This is a genomic window from Xanthomonas sp. 3058, assembly GCF_014199765.1.
Lineage (GTDB): Bacteria > Pseudomonadota > Gammaproteobacteria > Xanthomonadales > Xanthomonadaceae > Xanthomonas > Xanthomonas campestris_B.
The window spans coordinates 469,848-490,884 of sequence record NZ_JACHOF010000001.1; the positions used below are offsets into that span (position 1 = coordinate 469,848).

17 protein-coding genes and 1 pseudogene are annotated in these 21,037 nt (G+C 65.2%); 11 read left to right on the top strand and 7 right to left on the bottom strand.

Going from position 1 to position 21,037, the window contains the following annotated elements:
• Positions 1-56: 56 nt before the first annotated feature.
• Positions 57-1,433: a signal recognition particle protein gene (ffh, locus tag GGR61_RS02285; protein ID WP_184408686.1), complete on the bottom strand. Its 1,377-nt coding sequence runs from the start codon at positions 1,431-1,433 to the stop codon at positions 57-59.
• Between the two features lie 291 nt (positions 1,434-1,724).
• On the opposite strand from ffh, the gene ccsA reads away from it, so the two are divergent.
• On the top strand, positions 1,725-2,516 hold the full coding sequence (ccsA, locus tag GGR61_RS02290; RefSeq protein ID WP_184408687.1) for a cytochrome c biogenesis protein CcsA: 792 nt from the start codon (positions 1,725-1,727) through the stop codon (positions 2,514-2,516).
• A 183-nt stretch (positions 2,517-2,699) separates the two neighbouring features.
• On the opposite strand, the gene GGR61_RS02295 is transcribed toward ccsA, so the two are convergent.
• Positions 2,700-3,749: an aldose epimerase family protein gene (locus tag GGR61_RS02295; protein WP_184620321.1), complete on the bottom strand. Its 1,050-nt coding sequence runs from the start codon at positions 3,747-3,749 to the stop codon at positions 2,700-2,702.
• A gap of 247 nt (positions 3,750-3,996) precedes the next feature.
• Here GGR61_RS02295 and GGR61_RS02300 point away from each other — a divergent pair, with 247 nt between their 5' ends.
• Positions 3,997-5,580: an alpha-L-arabinofuranosidase C-terminal domain-containing protein gene (locus GGR61_RS02300; protein WP_184620322.1), complete on the top strand. Its 1,584-nt coding sequence runs from the start codon at positions 3,997-3,999 to the stop codon at positions 5,578-5,580.
• Between the two features lie 183 nt (positions 5,581-5,763).
• Here the strand turns inward: GGR61_RS02300 and GGR61_RS02305 are convergent, their stop codons facing one another.
• Positions 5,764-6,735: a LysR family transcriptional regulator gene (locus GGR61_RS02305; RefSeq protein ID WP_184620323.1), complete on the bottom strand. Its 972-nt coding sequence runs from the start codon at positions 6,733-6,735 to the stop codon at positions 5,764-5,766.
• 137 nt (positions 6,736-6,872) lie between these two features.
• Here GGR61_RS02305 and GGR61_RS02310 point away from each other — a divergent pair, with 137 nt between their 5' ends.
• Together GGR61_RS02310 and GGR61_RS02315 are read left to right on the top strand one after the other, a co-directional pair.
• On the top strand, positions 6,873-7,148 hold the full coding sequence (locus GGR61_RS02310) for a DUF2798 domain-containing protein (protein WP_184408691.1): 276 nt from the start codon (positions 6,873-6,875) through the stop codon (positions 7,146-7,148).
• Positions 7,149-7,786: 638 nt separating this feature from the next.
• On the top strand, positions 7,787-9,136 hold the full coding sequence (locus GGR61_RS02315; protein ID WP_184620324.1) for a glycoside hydrolase family 16 protein: 1,350 nt from the start codon (positions 7,787-7,789) through the stop codon (positions 9,134-9,136).
• Between the two features lie 29 nt (positions 9,137-9,165).
• Here GGR61_RS02315 and GGR61_RS02320 read toward each other — a convergent pair whose 3' ends face one another.
• Positions 9,166-9,534: a response regulator gene (locus tag GGR61_RS02320; protein ID WP_184408693.1), complete on the bottom strand. Its 369-nt coding sequence runs from the start codon at positions 9,532-9,534 to the stop codon at positions 9,166-9,168.
• Positions 9,527-10,690: a PAS domain-containing sensor histidine kinase gene (locus GGR61_RS02325; RefSeq protein WP_184620325.1), complete on the bottom strand. Its 1,164-nt coding sequence runs from the start codon at positions 10,688-10,690 to the stop codon at positions 9,527-9,529. The genes GGR61_RS02320 and GGR61_RS02325 overlap by 8 nt, the downstream gene beginning before the upstream one ends.
• Before the next feature lie 155 nt (positions 10,691-10,845).
• Here GGR61_RS02325 and GGR61_RS02330 point away from each other — a divergent pair, with 155 nt between their 5' ends.
• The 6 genes from GGR61_RS02330 to trxC all read left to right on the top strand — a co-directional run bounded on the left by GGR61_RS02330 (position 10,846) and on the right by trxC (position 17,753).
• Positions 10,846-13,980 (top strand): response regulator, encoded by a 3,135-nt coding sequence (locus tag GGR61_RS02330; protein WP_184620326.1) that lies wholly within the window; start codon positions 10,846-10,848, stop codon positions 13,978-13,980.
• Entirely contained in the window at positions 13,953-14,804 is an 852-nt protein-coding gene (locus tag GGR61_RS02335) for a CheR family methyltransferase (protein ID WP_184408696.1), read from the top strand. Before GGR61_RS02330 ends, GGR61_RS02335 begins: the two co-directional genes overlap by 28 nt.
• The gene (locus GGR61_RS02340; protein ID WP_184620327.1) at positions 14,801-15,388 is read left to right on the top strand and encodes a chemotaxis protein CheB; all 588 of its coding nucleotides are present in this window, start codon (positions 14,801-14,803) and stop codon (positions 15,386-15,388) included. The genes GGR61_RS02335 and GGR61_RS02340 overlap by 4 nt, the downstream gene beginning before the upstream one ends.
• Positions 15,385-16,518 carry a hybrid sensor histidine kinase/response regulator gene (locus GGR61_RS02345; RefSeq protein WP_184408698.1) on the top strand — a complete coding sequence of 378 codons (1,134 nt, stop codon included), beginning with the start codon at positions 15,385-15,387 and terminating at the stop codon, positions 16,516-16,518. The genes GGR61_RS02340 and GGR61_RS02345 overlap by 4 nt, the downstream gene beginning before the upstream one ends.
• Positions 16,519-16,759: 241 nt before the next feature.
• On the top strand, positions 16,760-17,125 hold the full coding sequence (locus tag GGR61_RS02350; protein WP_184620328.1) for a DUF1428 domain-containing protein: 366 nt from the start codon (positions 16,760-16,762) through the stop codon (positions 17,123-17,125).
• A gap of 181 nt (positions 17,126-17,306) precedes the next feature.
• On the top strand, positions 17,307-17,753 hold the full coding sequence (trxC, locus tag GGR61_RS02355; protein WP_184408699.1) for a thioredoxin TrxC: 447 nt from the start codon (positions 17,307-17,309) through the stop codon (positions 17,751-17,753).
• Positions 17,754-17,853: 100 nt separating this feature from the next.
• On the opposite strand, the gene GGR61_RS02360 is transcribed toward trxC, so the two are convergent.
• Positions 17,854-20,223 carry a TonB-dependent receptor gene (locus GGR61_RS02360; RefSeq protein ID WP_184620329.1) on the bottom strand — a complete coding sequence of 790 codons (2,370 nt, stop codon included), beginning with the start codon at positions 20,221-20,223 and terminating at the stop codon, positions 17,854-17,856.
• 265 nt (positions 20,224-20,488) lie between these two features.
• On the opposite strand from GGR61_RS02360, the pseudogene GGR61_RS02365 reads away from it, so the two are divergent.
• Positions 20,489-20,819: pseudogene (locus GGR61_RS02365) on the top strand (family 43 glycosylhydrolase); the annotation flags it as partial.
• Here the strand turns inward: GGR61_RS02365 and GGR61_RS02370 are convergent.
• A complete protein-coding gene (locus tag GGR61_RS02370; protein WP_184620560.1) occupies positions 20,797-21,027 on the bottom strand; it encodes a hypothetical protein in 231 nt (76 codons plus the stop codon). The pseudogene GGR61_RS02365 and the gene GGR61_RS02370 sit on opposite strands and share 23 nt — an antisense overlap.
• Positions 21,028-21,037 lie beyond the last annotated feature (10 nt).

The following is a 21,037-nucleotide window of genomic DNA, read 5'->3' on the forward strand; positions in this document are numbered from 1 at the left end:
TGCCAGCGCGTGCGACGCAACGCGTGCCTGTCGAGGCACGCGTTGCCGCTTGAAACTCAACGGAACGGCATGCCGCCACGGCCGCCCATGGCGCCCATCATGCCCTTCATGTTGCGCATCAGGCCCTTCATGCCGCCGCCGGCCAGCTTGCCCATCATCTTTTCCATCTGCTGGTACTGCTTCATCAGCTTGTTGACGTCGGCCGGCTGCATGCCCGAGCCGCGTGCGATGCGGGCGCGGCGCGAACCGTTGAGCAATGTCGGGTTGCGGCGCTCTTTCTTGGTCATCGAATTGATGATGGCGATCATGCGCGGCACTTCCTTGCCGGTGACCTGCTGCTTGACGTTGTCCGGGATCTGGCCCATGCCCGGCAGCTTGTCCATCAGCCCATGGATGCCGCCCATGTTCTGCATTTGTTCGAGCTGCTCCTTCATGTCGTTGAGGTCGAACTTCTTGCCCTTGGCGACCTTGGCGGCGAGCTTGGCAGCCTTTTCCTGGTCGACGCTGTGCTCGACCTGCTCCACCAGCGACAGCACATCGCCCATGTCCAGGATGCGGCTGGCGACGCGGTCGGGATGGAACACGTCCAGGCCGTCGGTCTTTTCGCCGGTACCGACGAACTTGATCGGCTTGCCGGTGATGTAGCGCACGCTCAGCGCCGCACCGCCACGGGCGTCGCCGTCGGTCTTGGTCAGCACCACCCCGGTCAGCGGCAATGCCTCACCGAAGGCCTTGGCGGTGTTGGCCGCGTCCTGGCCGGTCATCGCATCGACCACGAACAGGGTTTCGGTCGGGTTGACCGCCGCGTGCAGCGCCTTGATCTCGTCCATCATCGCCGCATCGATCGCCAGGCGACCGGCGGTATCGACCAGCAGCACATCGACGAACGACTTGCGCGCGTCGCTGATGGCGGCACGCACGATATCGACCGGCTTCTGCGAGGCATCGGAGGCGAAGAACAGCACGCCGACCTGTTCGGCCAGGGTCTTGAGCTGCTCGATCGCGGCCGGGCGATAGACGTCGGCCGAGACCACCATGACCTTTTTCTTGCGCTTTTCCTTCAGGTGCTTGGCGAGCTTGCCGACCGTGGTGGTCTTGCCCGCGCCCTGCAGGCCGGCCATCAGGATGATCGCCGGCGCCGGCACGTTGAGGTTGAGGTCGGTGGCGGCCGCGCCCATGACCGCGGTCAGTTCGTCGCGGACGATCTTGATCAGCGCCTGGCCCGGGGTCAGCGACTTGAGCACCTCCTGGCCGACCGCACGCACCTTGATGCGTTCGATCAGCGCCTGCACCACCGGCAGGGCGACGTCGGCTTCGAGCAGCGCGATGCGCACTTCACGGGTGGCTTCCCGGATGTTCTCCTCGGTCAGGCGGCCGCGGCCGCGCAGGCGCTCCATGGTGCCGGAGAGACGTTGGGTAAGGGACTCGAACATGCGCAAGGGACCGCAAAGGGAAACGGGCACCGATTATAGCGGCACCGGCTGACGGCCTGCCCCGGCCAGCGCCGCTGCCCGGCACCCGCGGCCCTGTCCCGCCCGACAGGGTCAGCTCGCCCAAGCCGGCCGCGCCGCCGCCGCCAGCCCAACGAAGCGCCAGGTCGATGCCCGGCCCCACGACTGCTCGCTGCCAGTCCCCTCAACTCTCGCGACCCACAGCTCCTGCTTCACCGATTCCCGATTCACGATTCCCGAATCCCGGCCCCACCAATATGCGAAACTTCCACGATGACACTCATTCTCATCGCGTCCGCCTTGTATCTGCTGGCCACGGCACTGCTCACCCGAGCGGTAGTGCGCGATGGCAACCAGGCACCCGCGCGTTGGCTGGCGCCAGCATTGGCGGCAGTGGCGCTGCACGCCGGCTATCACGCGATGGTTGCGTTCCGTACCGCTGGCGGGCCGGACATGCACTTCTTCGCCGCGCTGTCGCTGTGCGGGCTGGGCATGGCGGCGCTGACGGCGGTGTTCGGCGCCCGCGGGCGCATGGCAGCAGTGGGCGTGGTGGTGTTCCCGCTGTCGGCCTTGCTGCTGGTCTGCTACCACGCCTACGGCCATGAGCCGAGCGCGGATCTGGGCTGGCGGCTGGAGCTGCACGCATGGATGGCGCTGTTGGCCTATGCCACGCTGGGCATTGCCGCGCTGCTGGCGATCATGCTGTGGCTGCAGGAGCGCGCATTGCGCAGGCGCGATTTCCATACCTGGCTGCGTGCGCTGCCACCATTGACCGAGCTGGAGACGCTGCTGTTCCGCACGATCACGGTGGGCTTTGTGTTGCTGAGCCTGACCCTGCTCACCGGCCTGCTGTTCGTGCAGGACTTCCTGGCGCAGCGGCTGCTGCACAAGACCGTGCTCAGCATCCTGTCGTGGATCGTGTTCGGTGCGCTGCTGATCGGCCGCTGGCGCAACGGTTGGCGCGGCACCAAGGCGGTGCACTGGACGCTGACCGCGATGGCGTTGCTGGTGTTGTCGTTCTTCGGCAGCAAGTTCGTGATCGAGCTGGTGCTGGGGCCGCGCTGATCGCGCTGGCTGCGCGTGCGTCCATGCACCCGGTAAGCGCCAGGCGCCTGTGCGCGCAGGGCTAGCACCGTCGCTGCCCCTGCTCAGCTCAAAGTAGACGACCACCGCGCCCAGCCGTCGCCGGCACGGCGGCAACGCTGCCCTGCCCGCCCGACGATCGCATGGCCGTTGCGATCGCCGCAGCTAGGCATCCAGCGCAGCGCTGACCTCCGCCCACGGCCGATCCGGTCCCAGGCTGGCGAAGCGATAGGCGATATGGCGGCGATAGGTCTGGCCGGGACGCAGGATCGTCGACGGGAAATGCGGATGATTCGGTGCATCCGGGTAGTCCTGCGGCTCCAGGCACACCCCGCGCCCCAGGCCGGGATGGTGGTCGTCCAGATGCTGGCCTTCGTACAGTTGCACTGCCGGTGCATCGCTGGTGATGCGTAGCGCCACGCCACTGTGCGGCGAGTACAGCTCGGCCACGCAATCGGCGTCTGCCGCCAGCACCAGGCACCGGTCGTAGCCTTTGCCAAGGATCACCTGCGGATGCGCAGCATCGCGGTTGTCGGCCAAGGCGGCAGCGTTGCGGAAATCGAACGGTGTGCCGGCGACCGGGGCGATCTCGCCGGTCGGGATCGATTCGGCATCCACCGGCAGATAACGATCGGCCGGCACCCGCAGCACCTGCGCGGCGGCGCGCTGATGCGGGTCGCCGGACAGGTTGAAATATGGGTGATGGGTGAGGTTCAACGGAGTAGCGGCATCGCACTGCGCCTTGAAGTCCAACTGCAGGTCGAGCCCTCGCAGTTGCAGCCGCGCGCGCACCTGCAGATTGCCGGGGTAGCCTTCTTCGCCATCGGGCGAGTCGTAGCCGAGCAACACCTGATCGGGCGCGTGCTCCAGCACGCTCCACACACGCCGCCCGAAACCGTGCAGACCGCCATGCAACTGATTACGCCCTTCGTTGGCCACCAGCGTGTGGGTCACGCCATCGAGCGTGTAACGCGCACCGCCGATGCGGTTGCCAAAACGCCCGACCAGGATATTGAGGCTATCGCCATCGGCGGCGTACGCGGGCAGATCCGGCAACGCCAACACCAGCGGCACCACGCCCTGCGCAGTGGTCAGCCGCAGCGCATGCAGAATGCCGCCGTAGGTGAGGATCTCCGCCTCCAGCCCGGCATCGCTGCGCAGCGTCAGCGCATGGATCTCGACCCCGTCTGGCAACCGCCCGAACACTCGCTGCATGATCGTCCCGCCGATACTGGAAGCTGGCGAGCATAGCCGCCCGACGTGGCTGCCGGCCATGCTGCTGCGCATCTCGTGGCGCAACGCATGTCGATTGCTCCAACCGCGCGCCGTCTGCATGCGGCGGTGTTCGCCTTGGTCGCAATGCAGCAATACAAGCAGGCAGTGCACGCACTACGCTAGGGCCACGCTTGCCCACTGGCTGTGCGTGACCACCTCCACCGACCAGCACAGGAGCACCCACCCGATGCAGTGCATTCCCCTCGCGTTGCGGCTATCACTCAGCCAGCTGTTGCGGTCGATCGTGGCAGTCGCACTGGCCACCAGCGCGCTCGCCGGCTCCGCTACCGAGGTCAAGGTGACCGGCACGCTGCAGGCGGACCAGCCCGGTGCGCAGGTATCGCGGCAGCTGTTCGGGCAGTTTGCCGAGCACCTGGGGACCGGCATCTATGGCGGGGTGTGGGTTGGCGAGGACTCGCCCATCCCCAATACACGCGGCTATCGCAACGATGTGGTGGCGGCGTTGAAGGCCATTGCAGTACCGAACATTCGCTGGCCGGGCGGTTGCTTTGCCGATGAATACCATTGGCGCGATGGCGTCGGCGCGCCGGCCAAGCGCCCGATCAGCGTCAACACGCACTGGGGCGGCGTGGAAGAATCCAACCACTTCGGCACGCACGAATTCATGGACTTCACCGAGCTGCTCGGCACCCAGGCCTATGTCGCCGGCAACGTGGGCAATGCGGCCCCGGACGAAATCGCGCAATGGGCCGAATACATGACAGCGCCGAGCCGGTCGACGTTGGCCAACGAGCGCCGCGCCAATGGCCGCGATGCGCCGTGGCAGGTGCCCTACTTCGGCGTGGGCAACGAGCTGTGGGGCTGCGGCGGCAACATGCGCGTGGAATACGCGGCCGACGTGTATCGGCGCTACCAGACCTTCGTCAAGGCACCGGCCAACCAGAAGATCCTCAAGATCGCGCCCGGCCCCAACAACGACGATTACCACTGGACCGAGGTGATGATGCGCGAGGCCGGCAAGCTGATGGACGGCCTGAGCCTGCACTACTACACCGTGCCCGGTGGCTGGCCGCCGCGCGCGTCATCGACCGATTTCGATGAGGCTGCGTGGATCGATACGCTGGCGCGCACGTTGGTGATGGATGAGCTGATCAGCAAACACAGCGCGATCATGGATCGCTATGACCCGGGCAAGAAAGTGGCCTTGGTCGTGGACGAATGGGGCACCTGGTACGCCGGCCTGCACGATGCCAACCCCGGTTTTCTGCATCAGCAGAACAGTCTGCGCGATGCGCTGGTGGCGTCGTTGAACATCGACATCTTCAGCGCGCATGCCGAGCGCGTGCGCATGGCCAACATCGCGCAGATGGTCAACGTGCTGCAGGCGATGATCCTCACCGACGGCGACAAGATGGTGCTGACGCCCACCTACCATGTGTTCGCGCTGTACAAGCCGTATCAGGACGCCACCCACCTGCCGCTGCAACTGCAGACGCCGCAGTACCGCCACGGCGATGCGCATGTACCTGCGGTGCACGGTTCGGCCGTCAAGGCCAAGGACGGCCACGTCTATGTGGCATTGACCAATCTGGATGCCACCGCAGCGGCAACCGTCGCCGTGCAGGTGGACGGCCTGCCGCTGCGCGGCGTGGCCGGACAGATCCTGACCGCTCCGGCAATCACCGCACACAACACGTTTGCACAGCCGCGTAACGTGGCGCCCAAGCCATTCAACGGTGCACGCGTACAGGGCAAGGCACTGACCGTGGCGTTGCCGGCGCACTCGATCGTGATGCTCAAACTGGAGTGAGCGCCAGGGTGCTGCGGCGTGGGTAGTGATCGATGGTGTCATGCATCGAAGACGATGACGTCGGGCACTTCGTGTTCTGGAGCCGCTTGGCAACCAGGCAGTTCGACACCCGGTTGCACGCAGGCATATCACGCCGGCGTACGCGTTGTTGCCAGGGCGCAACAAACGGCTTGAACATGTCGGCTACACACCGGTCACCGCTTCCGCAGGTGCGGCCAGCAACGCCGGCTCGGTGAAGCGCCACTGCGCCGGCAGGCGTTCGAGCACGTGGTCCATGAAGGCGCGCACCTTCGGGGTGAAGTCGCGGCGGTCGGCAACGCACAGGTAGATCCGCAATGGCTCGGGCAAGGCCTGGGCTGCCCTGCCCGCATCGGGGACGAACAGCGGCTGCAGCTGACCGCGCTGCATATAAGGTTCGACGACAAAGGCGGCCAGTCGCGTGATGCCGCCACCGGCAGCGGCCATGGTGGCGAGCGCATCGACATCGTCGCTGACCATCGCCTGGCCCAACTCCGGCTGGAAGCGCACGCCGTCGCGTACGAAGGTCCAGCGCAGGAACCGTCCGTCCACCGGATACCGCAGCAACAGGCAGTCGTGGTACTTCAATTCGTCCGCAGTCTGCGGCGTGCCGCGACGGGCCAGATACTCCGGCGCAGCGCAGACCACGAACGGGACCTGCGCAATGCAGCGCGCCACCAGGCCATCCTCCAGCTGCGCCTCGATCCGCAAGCTGACGTCCACGCTTTCCCTGGCGTGCTGCACCACGCGGTCGGTGCATTGCAATTCGATGTCCAGTTGCGGGTAGCGCTGGCGCAATGCGGGCAACATCGGCGCCAGCACATGGCGCGCGAACCCGGCGGTGCTGGCAACGCGCAGGCGTCCGGCCGGCGCCTGTTGCGGCCCGGCAACCGATTGCCGCGCGCGCTCCAGATCGCGCTCCAGCTGGCGCACCTGCTCGTAGTAGAGCGCTCCGCGCTCGGTCAGGGCCAGGCTACGCGTGGTCCGGTGCAGCAGACGCACGCCAAGGTGCTGTTCCAGGCGCGCGATGTTCTGGCTGACCGCCGCCGCGCTCACCCCCAGCAACTTGGCACCTGCGGCAATGCTGCCGGCATCGACCGTGCCGACAAAACTACGGATGGACTGAAGAATATTCATGGATGAGGCACAGCATTACCGAACGATTCGTAAGATTTGCTTATGTAAGCCGCAAGGCTACGCGATCTACCCCGATGTCGGCGGCGCTTCTACAGTGCCGCCCACGCCGCTGTGTTGCGGCATTCCGGGCACCTCCCATGTCGTCATCGCCACCCTCCTCGACCAAGGTGCGTCCGCGCTGGAAGCCGGGCGTCCGCGCCACCCCCTTTGTCTTCGCGTTCTACATGGCCACGATCATGGCGCTGCTGATGTGCCTGGTGATCACCGGCGCCAACACCGGCCTGGCGCCCGGTTATCTGTGGCGCGTACTGGATGCCTATCGCATCGCGATGCCCACTGCGTTCTGCTGCGTGCTGGTGGTGCGGCCGTTGGTGATTCGGCTGGTGGCATGGACCGTGCACGCAGGCCACTGAGAGACACCCGGGCCGCTGACCGATCACCCGGCAGGAGCAGCCGTCATCCAGCTCACCATCGCTCGTTCGCTCCGGCTCTCACGCATAGCCTACGCTACCGGTTGTCCGCGCCAGCGCGTCACCGCAGGTTGGTCGGCAGGCAGCGAACACTGCACTGATACGTGCGTTGCCGCAGGCGTCACTGCATGCCAACGATAGGCAGCCCGCGCATCTGGCGGACGACCGGTCAATGGCTTGCTTACCTGCTCGACCGCACCACAGGTATTGAATCCTCCGTCTACTCGCCTTGCATCGGTTAGACCCTAGCGAGCAGCCCTTCCGCTGGCGTGGACGGCGCGGAGAACGCGCAGCGTACGAACAGCAACATGCCGATCCCGAACAACGGCCGCGCCCGCCTGGCGCCTGCGCAGTCGTTTTTGTTGGCCGCTCTTGATTGGGCCGTGCCGTCGGCGGTAAGCCGCTGCTGCCACGCAGCATGCAACCGACGACGTTTGCGACCGGCGTCATATCGCGACGCACTCATTTCGGAATGAACACCACGAAACTGAAACACACCAGGAAATTGCGTTGACTGTGCGGGGCCAGCTACGCAGCGTCGCTTCTCCAAGGACTCAGGTCCGCACCTGGAGAGGCGTGCAATGAACACCTTACGCAGTGTTGCTGTGCAGTTCGCTGTGTTGCTTGGCGTGGGGCTGGCACCCGGCGCGCACGCACAGACCCTGGTGTGGGAAGACAACTTCAACGGCCCGAGTATCGATGGCAACAAATGGATTTACGACGTCGGCAACGGCTGCCAGATCGGCCTGTGCGGCTGGGGAAACGGCGAATTGCAGTACTACACCAGCCGTCCGGAAAACGCGCGCATCGAAAATGGGCGCTTGGTGATCGAAGCGCGACGCGAAACGTTTCAGGGCATGCCGTTCACCTCCGCGCGGCTCAAGACCGAAGGCCGCATGCATTTCAAATACGGCACGCTGGAAGCACGCATCAAGACACCGGTGGTCGGCAACGGGCTGTGGCCGGCGTACTGGATGCTGGGCACCATCGGCGTCTGGCCCGGGCGTGGCGAGATCGACCTGATGGAAGCCGGCATGGCCGCAGCGATCGCCAATGGCACCGTCAACCGCCGCATCGGCGCGGCGGTGCATTGGGATTACAACGGCGCGCAGGCCGACTACGACACCAGCTACACCCACCCGGTGGATCTGCATACCGATTTCCACGTGTACCGCATGACCTGGGACCCGCAGTTCATCCGCGTGTCGATCGACGGCCAGCAATATTTCGAATTTGCGATCTCCAATATCGATGGCGCATCGCTGCACGAATTCCATCAGCAGCAGTATCTATTGCTCAATCTGGCCGTCGGTGGCACGTTCACCGGCATCAGCTCACCCGCTGCGGTCACCGCGCCATTGCCAGGCAAGATGGAGGTCGATTACATCCGCCTGTACCAGAATCCCGGCTCGGCGTTGTACGTGGGCGCGCAACATGCCGCACCCGCCGGGCGCTTTGGTGTGTTCACCGAACAAACCGACACCAGCGCGCGGCTGACCTTCGGTCAGGATGCCGAGCTGTATCTGTGGAACAACCTCACACCGATAGCGCAGTCGCCGTTCGAAGGAGGCAGCGTGATGGCGTACCGCGCCAACGCCGGCGCGTGGTACGGATTGGGCATCCAGACCGATTATCGCGATCTGTCTGCGTATGCGGGCGGCACGTTGAAGCTGCACATGAAAACCAGCACGCCTTCGACCTTCAAGATCGGCATCAACACCAGTTTTGGCGACAGCTGGGTGGACTTTGTCGCTGGCGGCAATCATTACGGCCTGGTGCGCGATGGCGCCTGGCACGAGGTGAGCATTCCGCTCGGTGCGTTCTACGACCTGGATCTGCAGGCGGTCAAACAGGCCTTCATGCTGGTGGCCGACCCGCCGGCTGCACCGGTGGAGATCGCCATCGACAAGGTGCACTACCAAAGTCGCTGATGAGTGCCTGGCGTTGAAGCAGCCAGCGCTTACACGCTGGCTGATGCGCCTTTCAACATGTCGATGAGCTGACGCAGGCGGTAGGGCTTGGGCAAGAAGTCCACCTGTGCCGGCAACGGCGGCAACTGCGCCTTGGCAAAACCCGAGGCCAGGATCACGCGCGCCTGCGGCAGTAATTGCGCTACCTGCTCGCTCAACTCGATTCCCGACATGCCATTGGGCATGCGAATATCGCTGAACACCACATCATACGGACCCTGCTCGCGCAGCATGCGCAAGGCACTGTGGCCGTCGTCGGCGGTATCGACGCTGATGCCGGCATCGCGGAGCGCTTCACCAATCAAGTCACGCAGTTCTTGTTGATCTTCCACCATCAGCAGGCGCAGGGAATCAGTCATGCTCGGCCTCCTCGATGGCCGGGAGAAACAGGGTCACGGTGGTGCCACGGGCGGGTGCAGTTTCGAGCTCGACAAAGCCGCCGGACTGGGAAGCAAAGCCGTATACCTGGCTCAAGCCAAGGCCGGAGCCCTTGCCGACATCCTTGGTTGTGAAAAACGGTTCGTTGGCATGCTGCGCCACGTGCTCGGACATGCCCGCGCCATCGTCGCGCACCGAGATACTCACGTACCGTTGGGGCAGGCCGCACGGATCCGACGGCGCGAGCCGCTGTTGCGATGCCGTCGCCACCACGATGCTGCCGCCAGCGGGCATGGCATCGCAGCTGTTGAAGACAAGATTGAGCAAGGCCGCTTCCAGTTGACTGGGGTCCACTTGCACGTCCGGCAAGGCCTGCGCAAAGTCGAACGACAGTGCAACCCCTGCCGGGCAGGAGCGCCGCAACAATTCCAGCGCACGCCCCACCACGTCGTTGGCCGGGTGCCGTTCCGGGACCAGACGTTGTCCACGCGCAAAGCTGAGCAACTGGCGTGTCAGCAGGGTGCCGCGATCCACCGCAGTCTGCGCGGTTTCCACCAGCATGCGGGTGCGTGCGTCATCGCCGGCGCGCAGCGCGATCAACTCCAGGCTGGTCACCATCACCGTCAGCAGATTGTTGAAATCGTGCGCGATGCCCAGCGTCAACCGGCCCAGCGCATCGCCTTTCTGCGATTGCATCAACGCGTGCTGCGCCTGCTGCAACAAGCGCTGCGCTTGATGCCGGTCGGTGACATCGCGGGTGATCTTGGCAAAGCCGACCAGCACGCCGAATTCCAGCACCGGTTCGATCACCACGCTGGCCCAGAACCGGCTGCCATCCTTGCGCACACGCCACCCTTCGGCAGCAAAGCGGCCTTCGCGTCTTGCGATGTCCAAATTGTGCGCCGGCTCACCACGCTGCGCGTCTTCGGGCAGGTAGAAACGCGAAAAATGCGCACCCAGGACTTCGTCCGCCGTATAGCCCTTGATACGCTCGCCGCCGGGGTTCCAGCTACGCACGTGGCCACCGGTATCGAGCATATACATGGCGTAATCGGACACGCTTTGCACCAACAGCTGACATTGCCGGCTGTCGTGAGAAAGCGGCCCCGCATTGTCGACGGCCGTTTCCGCATCCATGACGCGCGCTTCCCCGGAAAAGCGCGCGACCATAGGCAGCGCCGCGTGAAGGTGACGTGCAAGCCAACCCGACTGCAAAGCGCCAAAATACCGGCGATTTGCGCCTGAAACTTATCGGCTACCATGGCCGCCCTCCAAGTTTGGTTCGCGCGCCTATGCAGAACATCTCGACCACACGCGACCGCTGGGTCTGGGTCATCGCGGGGGCGTTGATGGCCGGAACGCTTGGCGCAGAATTGGTCACTCCGCTCGGCTACGCCGTATGGCTGACCTACTTCGTCGCGGTCGGGGTGACGGTGTTTCAGAATCGGCCGCAGGTCCCGTTGATCGTGGCCGTGCTGTCGTGCGGGCTGTTGGCACTGGGTTTCCATTGGGCGCCGACCAGTACCAGTTCGAGTTTTTCTTCGATCAATCGCAGCATCGGCGGAGTGTCGTTTCTGGCGATGGCGCTGGTGGTGATGCAGGCCATCCGCGCCCGTCGCCAGGCCGAATTCGCGCTATGGCTACAGCGGGCCGAAAACACCGTCGAAGCCAGTCTGCGCGGCGATCAACGCCCCGAAGCGCTGGCCGATGCCGCAGTGCGTGCGCTTTGCGACACGTTGAACGCGCAGGTCGGCGCGCTGTATCGCATCGACGGCCAGGACTTGCGCCTGATCGGCGGCGCGGCGCTACCGGCGGACCTGCCCCGGAAACTATCCACCACTGCCGGCCAGTTGGGCGAAGTCCTGCAACGTGGCACGGTGCGCCGCGTACGTGGCGTGGATGCCGGCCATCTGCAGGTCGCCTCGGGCCTGGGCCAGAGCGGCTGCCTGGAACTGTGGCTGGCGCCAGTCACTGCCGATGGCCGGGTGATCGGCATTGTGGAACTGGGCCGGGTGGCAGACCCGCGCACGAGCGGCGCGCGCGAGGAAGAATTGCTCGCCCGTTGCGGCGAAAACATCGGCCTGGCCTTGCGCACTGCGCTGCTGCGCGCGCAGCTGGTGGCCTTGCTGGAACAGACCCAACGCCAAAGCGAGGAACTGCAGACCCAGCAGGAAGAGCTACGCGTGGCCAACGAAGAGCTGGAAGAACAGAGCCGCAGCCTGCAGCAATCGCAGAGCGATCTGGAGCAGCAACAGGCCGAGCTGGAACAGACCAATGTGCAACTGGAAGAACGCACCCAGGCGCTGGAGGCGCAGAAACAGGCCTTGCTGGTTGCGCAATCGCAGCTGGTGCGCAACAGCAACGCGTTGTCCACCGCTTCGCGCTACAAGTCCGAATTCCTGGCCAACATGTCGCACGAGTTGCGCACGCCGCTCAACAGCGCGCTGATCCTGGCCAAACTGCTGGCAGACAACAAGGACGGCACGCTCAGTGCGGAGCAGGTCAAATACGCGCAGGCGATCCTGTCGTCCAACAACGACCTGCTGACATTGATCAACGACATCCTGGATCTGTCCCGGATCGAGGCCGGGCATGTGGAACTGGCCGACGAAACCGTGGCCACCGGCACGGTGATGCAACGGCTGCGCGAAACCTTCGAGCCGATGGCGCGACAGAAAGGTCTGGCGCTGGACATCGCCGCCGATGCCGAGGCGCCAACGCAACTGGTGGTCGATGGCCAGCGTCTGCAGCAGATCCTCAAGAACCTGCTGGCCAACGCAATCAAGTTCACCGAGCACGGCGAGGTGAGTCTGTCGATCCAGGCGCATGCACCGGGCCGGGTGGTGTTCAAGGTCAACGACACCGGCATCGGCATCGCGCGCGAACAATGCGACGTGATCTTCGAAGCGTTCCGCCAGGCCGATGGCAGCACGCGGCGGCGCTATGGCGGCACCGGATTGGGCCTGTCGATTTCGCGCGACCTGGCACAACGCATGGGCGGCAGCATCCGCGTGGACAGCGAGCCTGGCCGTGGCAGTTGCTTCACGTTGGAATTGCCGACCGATGGCGCACCCGCAGAGGCGACCAGCGCGCCCCCGGCAACGCCCGCACCGGCGCAGCAGCGCGGCGTCACCACCACGCGCTTCGGCGAGCCCGCTGCCGCTGCGCTCGACGTACCGCCTCCACCCGTGGTGGCCCGCAGCGCGGCGCCGATCCAGTCCGCCGACGACGACCGCGATCAACGCAGCCGTCCCGGCCGGCTGATTCTGGCGGTGGAAGACGACACCCGCTTTGCGCAGGCGCTGGTGGACCTGGCGCATGAACTGGACTTCGATTGCGTGGTCGCCCCGACTGCGGAACAGGCGCTGCGTCTGGCCGCCGAGCTGCGCCCCAGTGGCATCCTGCTGGACATCGGCTTGCCGGATGCATCCGGCCTGAGCGTGTTGGAGCGTCTCAAGCGCGACCCAGCCACCCGCCACATTCCGGTGCATGTGGTCTCGGCCATGGAGCGCAGCCAGATTGCGCTGGAACTCGGTGCGGTGGGCTATTTGATCAAGCCGGCCACGCGCGAGCTGCTGGCCGGCGCAATCCGCCAGCTGGAAGACACCAATGCCCGCGCCGTGCGCCGCCTGCTGATCGTCGAAGACGACAGCGCGCTGCGTGCCAATCTCGAACTGCTGCTGGCGCGCGATCAACTGGAGATCGTTGCGGTGGGCAGCATTGCCGATGCGATGCAGCAACTGGCCGGCTCCACCTTCGACTGCATGGTCACCGATCTGGCATTGCCGGACGGCAGCGGTTACGACCTGCTCGAACGCATGGCCGGCAACGATGCGGTGGCCTTCCCGCCGGTGATCGTCTACACCGGGCGTGCACTCACGCGCGATGAAGAACAGCGTCTGCGGCGTTATTCCAAGAGCATCATCATCAAGGGCGCGCGGTCGCCGGAGCGCCTGCTCGACGAAGTGACGCTGTTCCTGCACAGCGTGGAAGCCTCGCTGCCGACCGACCAGCAACGCCTGCTGCGTGAAGCGCGCCGCCGCGACGCCGTGCTCGATGGCGCCACCGTGCTGCTGGCCGAAGACGATGTGCGCAACATCTTCGCGCTCTCCAGCGTGCTCGAGCCGCTCGGCGTGACGCTGGAAATCGCGCGCAATGGCCGCGAAGCGCTGGAGCGCCTGGCCGAGCGCGAGGTGGATCTGGTGCTGATGGACATCATGATGCCGGAGATGGACGGCATCACCGCGATGCGCCAGATCCGCGCCAACCGGCAGTGGCAGGATCTGCCGATCATCGCACTGACCGCCAAGGCGATGGCCGACGATCGCGAACATTGTCTGGACGCCGGCGCCAACGACTACATCGCCAAGCCCATCGACGTGGACAAGCTGGTGTCGCTGTGCCGGGTGTGGTGCTCGCGGCAATGAACGCAGTGGAATTGTTCGACCTGGAGTTGCGCGTGCTGCTGGAAGCGGTCTACCAGCGCTATCACTACGACTTCCGCGATTACGCTGTGTGCTCGTTGCGCCGGCGCATGCGCCACGCGATGGCCCGCTTCGAATGCACGCGCGTGGCCGACCTGCAGCATCGCCTGCTGCACGAACCGGACAGCTTCGCGCAGGCCATGCAGTTCTTCACCGTGCAGGTGTCGGAGATGTTCCGCGACCCGGCGTACTTCCGCGTGTTGCGCGAGCATGCGGTACCGGTGTTGCGCACCTATCCGTCGATCAAGCTGTGGGTGGCCGGTTGCAGTACCGGTGAAGAGGTCTGGTCGCTGGCGATCCTGCTGCACGAAGAAGGCCTGCTGGAAAAGGCGGTGATCTACGCTACCGACATCAATCCCGAAGCGCTGAACATGGCCGAAGCCGGCGCTTACGGCATCGACCGGATCGCACAGTTCAGCCGCAATTATCTGGAGGCCGGCGGCCGCGGCTCGCTGTCGGACTACTACACCACCGCTTACGACGGCGCGGTGCTGGATCGCCGGTTGAAGCGCAATATCGTGTTCGCCGATCACAGCCTGGCCACCGACACGGTGTTCTCCGAGGTGCATCTGGTGTCGTGCCGTAACGTGCTGATCTATTTCAACCGCAGCCTGCAGGATCGCGCGGTTGGGTTGTTCCACGATGCGTTGGTGCATCGCGGTTTTCTGGGCCTGGGCAGCAAGGAATCGCTGCAGTTCGGCGCGCATGCGCAAGCGTTCGAGTCGGTGGCGCGCGAGCAGCGCCTGTTCCGCAAGGCGGCGGCATGAACGTCCTGCACAACCCTGCGCAACACGTCGAGGCGATCGTGATCGGCGCCTCCGCCGGTGGCGTGGCCGCGCTGCAGACGCTGATGTCCAGCCTGCCTGCGGGGCTGCCGATGCCGGTGCTGGTGGTATTGCACCTGCCCCGCGACCGCACCAGCCATCTTGCCGAGCTGATGGATGCGCGTTGCGCCTTGCCGGTGCGCGAGGCCGAAGACAAGCAGCCGCTGCTGGCCGGCAACGTGACCATCGCCCCGCCCGACTATCACCTGCTGGTGGAAACCCGCGACAGCCTGGCGTTGTCGATGGATGCGCCGGTGCTGTTCTCGCGCCCGGCGATCGATCCGTTGTTCGAGTCGGCTGCCGACGTGTTCGGGCCGCACCTGCTGGCGATCCTGCTCACCGGTGCCAGCACCGATGGCAGCGCCGGTGTGGCGGCGGTGCGCGCGGCCGGCGGCAATGCCTGGATCCAGCATCCCGACGATGCCGCCTCTCCCCTGATGCCCGCCTCCGCGCTTGCCCATGCCGGCGCCGACGCGGTCCTCACCCTGCAGGCGATCTGCAGCCGATTGGAAGCCTTTCACCCATGAACCTCACCGCGACCGGCCTGGCTGCAACCCGCAACGACGACGAGCCGGCCAAGCTGCTGATCGTCGATGACGTGCCGCAAAACCTGGTGGCGATGGAAGCACTGCTGCAGCGCGAGGGCATCCGTGTGCTGTGTGCCTCTTCCGGTGCGCAGGCGCTGGAACTGCTGCTCGAACACGACGTGGCGCTGGCGCTGCTGGACGTGCACATGCCGGAGATGGACGGGTTTTCGCTGGCCGAACTGATGCGCGGCTCGCAGCGCACCCGGCATGTGCCGATCATTTTTTTGACCGCATCGCCCAGCGATCCGATGCGTGCGTTTCAGGGCTATGAAACCGGCGCGGTGGATTTTCTGCACAAGCCGATCGAGCCCCACGTGATCCTGAGCAAGGTCAACGTGTTCATCGAGTTGTATCAGCAGCGGCGCCTGCTCAAGACGCGCAATGCCTCGCTGGAACGGGCGCTCACGCTCAACGAAACCATGATGGCGGTGCTCACCCACGACCTGCGCACGCCGCTGTCGGTGATCCTGCTGTGCGCCGACAAGCTCGGCCTGGATGTCCCGCAGGACGGCCCGGCCGCGCGCACCTTGGACCACCTGGAAAACAGCGCACGGCGTATGGCCCGGATGGTCGAGCAATTGCTGGATTTTTCGCGTCTGCGCAGCGACGGCCTGTCGATGCAGTTCGGCCCCTGCAACCTTGGTGAGGTGGCCCACAGCGTGGTGGGCGAAGTGGCGCAGGCCAATCCGCACACCATCATCGACCTGCGCACCGAAGGCGATCTCGACGGCGATGGCGATGGCGACCGCCTGGCCCAGGTGGTGTCCAACCTGGTCGGCAATGCGGTGCTGCATGGCGGCCGTCATCCGGTGCAGGTGCATCTGGACGGCAGCGAGCGCGACACCCTGCGTCTGTCGGTGCGCAACAGCGGGCATATCCCGGACAGTCTGATGCCGCGTCTGTTCGAGCCGTTCAAGGCCAGCTTTCACACCAGCCAGGGGCTGGGATTGGGGCTGTTCATCGCCGACCAGTTCGTCAAGGCGCATGGCGGCACGCTGCAGGCGCGCAACGAAGCCGACGCGGTGGTGTTCGAAGCGACGTTGCAACGGCGTCACCTGGCTGCGTCATAACGGCCATGAGGACGTCGGCCCGCTATGCTGGGTCGGCACTCTCAGGTGCGGGGACACAGCACGTCGGGCAGTTGCGCACACGGATCGTCCGAGCCATGGCGGTGACGACGAACGAGCCCATCCGTGCACGCAGGCTTTCACGCAGACGGCGCCACGCGCCGATCTGCGTATCGCTCCCGGCCCCGCCTGTTCGTCGTTTCTACAAGGCGCACGCCGTGCGTCATGCCAGCGGAGGTGGTTCATGTCGTACATCGATGGTTTCGTCCTTGCGGTGCCCACTGCCAACAAGGACAAGTTCCTGGAACACGCCCGCATGGGCGACAGCATGATCATGGAATACGGCGCATTGCGCGTGGTGGAGTGCTGGGGCGATGACGTACCGCACGGGCAGCAGACCGACTTTTATCGCGCGGTCGAGGCAGCCGCGGACGAAACCGTGCTGTTCTCCTGGATCGAATGGCCGAACAAGGCCACGCGCGATGCCGGCATGCAGAAGATGATGGACGACCCGCGCATGGACCCGGCGGTCAATCCGATGCCTTACGACGGCAAGCGCATGATCTTCGGCGGCTTCGTGCCGGTGCTGGACCTGGCCCGGTCGGCCTGATCGGTGCACCGCCTGGCGGCAGGAATGGACGCACCTGCCACCAGCCGTGCAGCCCCGCAATCATCGCCTCCGCACGCAGGCCTTGCGTCACCCTGGCTACACTGACAACCGCCCACGCACGCGCGGATCGCCACCGGCGCAACCTGCGATGCACCGTCTCTCTTGCCTGCGGAGATCACCGATGACCATTGCGCCGCTGCTGGTGGCCTGCCCGAGCTGCACTGCGATGAATCGCATCGCGCGCGCGCGCCTGCGCGATGCGCCCAACTGCGGCAGCTGCCATCGGCCATTGTTTCTGGGTGCGCCGGTGGCGCTGTCCACGGCCGATTTCGACAAGCATGCGGTGCGCAGCGAGCTGCCGTTGGTGGTGGATTTCTGGGCGCCGTGGTGTGGGCCGTGCCTGACCATGGCGCCGCAGTTCGCGGCAGCCGCCCCGCTGCTCGAACCGCAGGTGCGGCTGGCAAAGGTGGATACCGACCTGCACCCGGCGCTGGGCACGCGCTTCGGCATCCGCAGCATTCCCACCCTGCTGGTCATCCGTGGTGGCAACGAGATTGGACGTCATTCCGGCGCAGTGAGCAGCACACAGATCGTCAGTTGGGTCGGCTCGGTATTGCGCAATCGTTGAAACGACAACCGGCCGGCTGCGCGCAAACGCAGCCGGCTCACGATTCCATCGGCTCACTGCGACGCGCGCGCCGCAACGATGCCTTCGGTAGTGCTCTAACTCACTGCCAGTTGACGTTGACCGAGACGCCCACGATGCGCGGCTCGTTATAGACCGCCGCCATGTAGTTTTCGATCACACCCTTGACGTTCTTTTCGTTGGTGATGTTGCGCGCAAATGCCGCCACTTCCCACGCACCGTAACCACCGGTGTAGCCCAGCTTGAGGCCGCCTTCGAAATTGCCATCGGCGCGGAACTCGGTGGCGTCGTACAGCACGAAGCTGGTCTGGCCCTGCTTGTTCCAGTCGGTGGAGACGAAGAACGCACCCTCGTTGCCGACGGGAATGTCGTAACGCACCGCCAGGTTGAGGTTGTACTTGGGCGCGTTGGGCAGCGGGTTACCGTCGATCTGCGCGAAGGTATTGGCGCCGACGCGAATGGTCGGGTCGTTGACCGTGCACACCACCACGCCGTTGAGCGCGCAGGCCTGCGCAAACACACGCTTGTCCTGAATTTCGCTATGCAGCAGGCTCAGGCCGGCGGTCAGCGACAGGTTGGAGATCGGGCGCCAATCCAGGTCCGCTTCCAGACCGTAGGCCTTGGCCTTGTCGGCATTGAACAGCACGCCATTGCCATCGGAATCGTTGCCGTTGAGCTGGATGTCGTCGACGGTATAGGTGAAGCCGCTGACATTCAGACGCAGGCGATTGTCGAACAGGCTGCTCTTGATGCCGGCTTCCCACGACAGGATGGTTTCCGAATCGGCGGTGGTGAAGTCCGAATTGAACACCGCGCTGCGGCCCTGGATGGTGGGGCCACGGAAACCGCGTGCCACACGCGCATACACGCTCAGCTCCGGGTTGAGTTCGTACATCGCGCTCACATCCCAGCTGGGCTGGGTGTCGGACATGCGCACGTCGCGTCGGCCGCGATAGGTCACCGCACCGGCCGCGGTATCGGCGGTCTTGAGCAGACGGGTTTCCTTGCTGTCCTTGGTCTGGCGGATGCCGGCGGTCAGCGTCAGCGCATCGGTGGCCTTGTAGCTGAGCTGGCCGAAGCCGGCCCACGAGGTATTGGTGTTGCGCAGGCGCACCCAGTTGTTGGGATTGCGCGCGGCAGTGCGCAGGAAATACGCACGCTGATAAAAATCTGTGGTGTCGCGGCCATCGAAATAGAACGCGCCCACCTGCCATTGCAGTGCGTCGTCGCCCTCGCTGGCCAGGCGCAGCTCCTGGGTGTACTGATCCAGGTCGCGGATCTGCCCCATCGACTGACCGAAGCCGTTCGGCACGCCGTTGATCGGGTAGTTCGCCGCTGCGCCGCCATCTGTGTCGCCACGGCTATAGCCGGAGGTGGTTTCGTAGGCGGTGATCGAGGTCAGCGACACGCCGCCGAAGTCGTAGATCGCCCTGATCGAGCCGCCGTCGGTCTGATACGCCTGCGGGTTATCGTGCGCCTCGTCATAGGCCACGCGGTCGCGCGGCACATCCACCTTGTCGCTGCCGCGCGTCACCGCATTGCGCAAGAACAGCGTGGAGGTACCGTCGTAATCGCGGGTGTGCACCGAGCCCAGCAGCGAGAACGCATCGTTGGGCTTGAGCAGCACCTGCAGGCGCGCATTGCGGTCGTTGTAGCCGCCCATCGCGTCCTTGCGCGGGGTACGCGTGCCATCGGCGCTGCTACCGGCAAAGGTATTGTCCACCCAGTCTTCGCGGTGCTGGTACAAGGCCGAGACGCGGAAGGACAGCACGTCGTTGATCGGGCCGCCGAAGCCGCCATCCAGCGACACCGTGTTGTAGCTGCCGTAGCTGGCGTTGGCGCGGCCGGTGTAGGTGTCGCTGGGCTTGACCGTGTCGAACTTGACGATGCCGGCGGTGGTGTTGCGACCGAACAAGGTGCCTTGCGGGCCGCGCAGCACTTCGACCTGGTCCAGGTCATAGACGGGATTGGACTTGAGCACCACGTGCTCGAGCACCACGTCGTCCTGGATGATGGACACCGGCTGCGAAGCGCCGAGATAGAAATCGATATTGCCCAGGCCTCGGATATAGAAGCGCGGGAAGATGCGCCCGGTAGTGGTCTCGGCATAGAAGCCCGGCACGCGTCCGGACAGCGCCAGCAGCGTGTCGTCGCCGCCGGCGGTGTACTCGCGCATCGCTGCGCCCTGCACCACGCCCACCGACACCGGCACCTCCTGCAGGTTCTGCTCGCGGTGCTCGGCGGTGACGGTGACGGTATCCAGCGCGGTCGGGCTGCCCTCGCCCTGGGTCGTCGGCGCTTGCTGCGCCGACGCGGCGGCGGCCATCGAAGCAAGCAACAGGCCGGCGCAGGCGCGCGCAAGCGGCGTGCGCTGCAAGGTGGCGCGACGGCGTGCAGGTGCGTGCGTAGCGGCGGACGTCAGGGACGCGAAGACAGACAAGTACAACGACATGCGAGGTGATCCTTGGGTAGGTAGCGCGAGGTGTCGTCCATCGGCACAGGCATGCCGGACGAAGGCGCAAGGTGGCGCCGCGCGCACGATATGTCAGCAATGTTGCAGCGCCATGGCACGCGTGTCGCCGCGTACATGCACAGCCATGCCGTTGCGTACACCAGACATGGCGAGACGGCATGCCCGGACTGGCCGAGTGCTGCCATGCTGGCGCCGTGTGGAAGCACTCAGCGTAGAGAAACATGCCTTGAAACGACTTGCGTGGATGACCGCCCTGCTGGCTGCACTGAGCTGTCCGCTGGCGCATGCCGGCAGCGCGGTGATCGCCTAATCGACTACCAGCGCGATGACGGCGGCCCGGTGCCGACTGCCGCGCAGTACCGCAACCGGGTGCTGGCCGGTTTCTATCCGAACCCGTCCGCGATCCGCGTGGACAATGACTTCGACCTAGTCAATTCCACGTTCGGTTACTTCCCCGCTTGCCGGCGTTCAAGAGCAGCGATCTGGTGCATTGCGACCAGATCGGCACCGCGACCGATCATCCAGGCCAGATCAACTACGGCAACGATGCACTCACCCGAGGAGTGTTCGCTGCGATGCCAGCATGCGCGTCACCGACACGGCCGGTGGTTTCCCGGGCGCTACGTTGAGCCCGTACGCGTATTCGCGCTGAGCGCGAGCAAACGCGCGCACCCTGTGCGCTGCATCGGTATCGAACAACAGGCCACGCACCTTCGCGCGCAAACCGGCTTGTGACGGGAGGGAAAGCGCGCGCACGTAGATGCGCTTGGGTGTCTTCAACACGACCGGGGAT

What these genes read in the sequence shown, in the direction of transcription:
- GGR61_RS02295 (WP_184620321.1), bottom strand. Translation starts at nt 3,749, where the DNA reads ATGCAGCGAGTGTTCGGGCGGTTGCCAGACGGGGTCGAGATCCATGCG.
- GGR61_RS02340 (WP_184620327.1), top strand. Translation starts at nt 14,801, where the DNA reads ATGAACGTCCTGCACAACCCTGCGCAACACGTCGAGGCGATCGTGATC.
- ccsA (WP_184408687.1), top strand. Translation starts at nt 1,725, where the DNA reads ATGACACTCATTCTCATCGCGTCCGCCTTGTATCTGCTGGCCACGGCA.
- GGR61_RS02315 (WP_184620324.1), top strand. Translation starts at nt 7,787, where the DNA reads ATGAACACCTTACGCAGTGTTGCTGTGCAGTTCGCTGTGTTGCTTGGC.
- GGR61_RS02300 (WP_184620322.1), top strand. Translation starts at nt 3,997, where the DNA reads ATGCAGTGCATTCCCCTCGCGTTGCGGCTATCACTCAGCCAGCTGTTG.
- GGR61_RS02305 (WP_184620323.1), bottom strand. Translation starts at nt 6,735, where the DNA reads ATGAATATTCTTCAGTCCATCCGTAGTTTTGTCGGCACGGTCGATGCC.
- ffh (WP_184408686.1), bottom strand. Translation starts at nt 1,433, where the DNA reads ATGTTCGAGTCCCTTACCCAACGTCTCTCCGGCACCATGGAGCGCCTG.
- trxC (WP_184408699.1), top strand. Translation starts at nt 17,307, where the DNA reads ATGACCATTGCGCCGCTGCTGGTGGCCTGCCCGAGCTGCACTGCGATG.
- GGR61_RS02320 (WP_184408693.1), bottom strand. Translation starts at nt 9,534, where the DNA reads ATGACTGATTCCCTGCGCCTGCTGATGGTGGAAGATCAACAAGAACTG.
- GGR61_RS02325 (WP_184620325.1), bottom strand. Translation starts at nt 10,690, where the DNA reads ATGGATGCGGAAACGGCCGTCGACAATGCGGGGCCGCTTTCTCACGAC.
- GGR61_RS02330 (WP_184620326.1), top strand. Translation starts at nt 10,846, where the DNA reads ATGCAGAACATCTCGACCACACGCGACCGCTGGGTCTGGGTCATCGCG.
- GGR61_RS02360 (WP_184620329.1), bottom strand. Translation starts at nt 20,223, where the DNA reads ATGTCGTTGTACTTGTCTGTCTTCGCGTCCCTGACGTCCGCCGCTACG.
- GGR61_RS02350 (WP_184620328.1), top strand. Translation starts at nt 16,760, where the DNA reads ATGTCGTACATCGATGGTTTCGTCCTTGCGGTGCCCACTGCCAACAAG.
- GGR61_RS02310 (WP_184408691.1), top strand. Translation starts at nt 6,873, where the DNA reads ATGTCGTCATCGCCACCCTCCTCGACCAAGGTGCGTCCGCGCTGGAAG.
- GGR61_RS02345 (WP_184408698.1), top strand. Translation starts at nt 15,385, where the DNA reads ATGAACCTCACCGCGACCGGCCTGGCTGCAACCCGCAACGACGACGAG.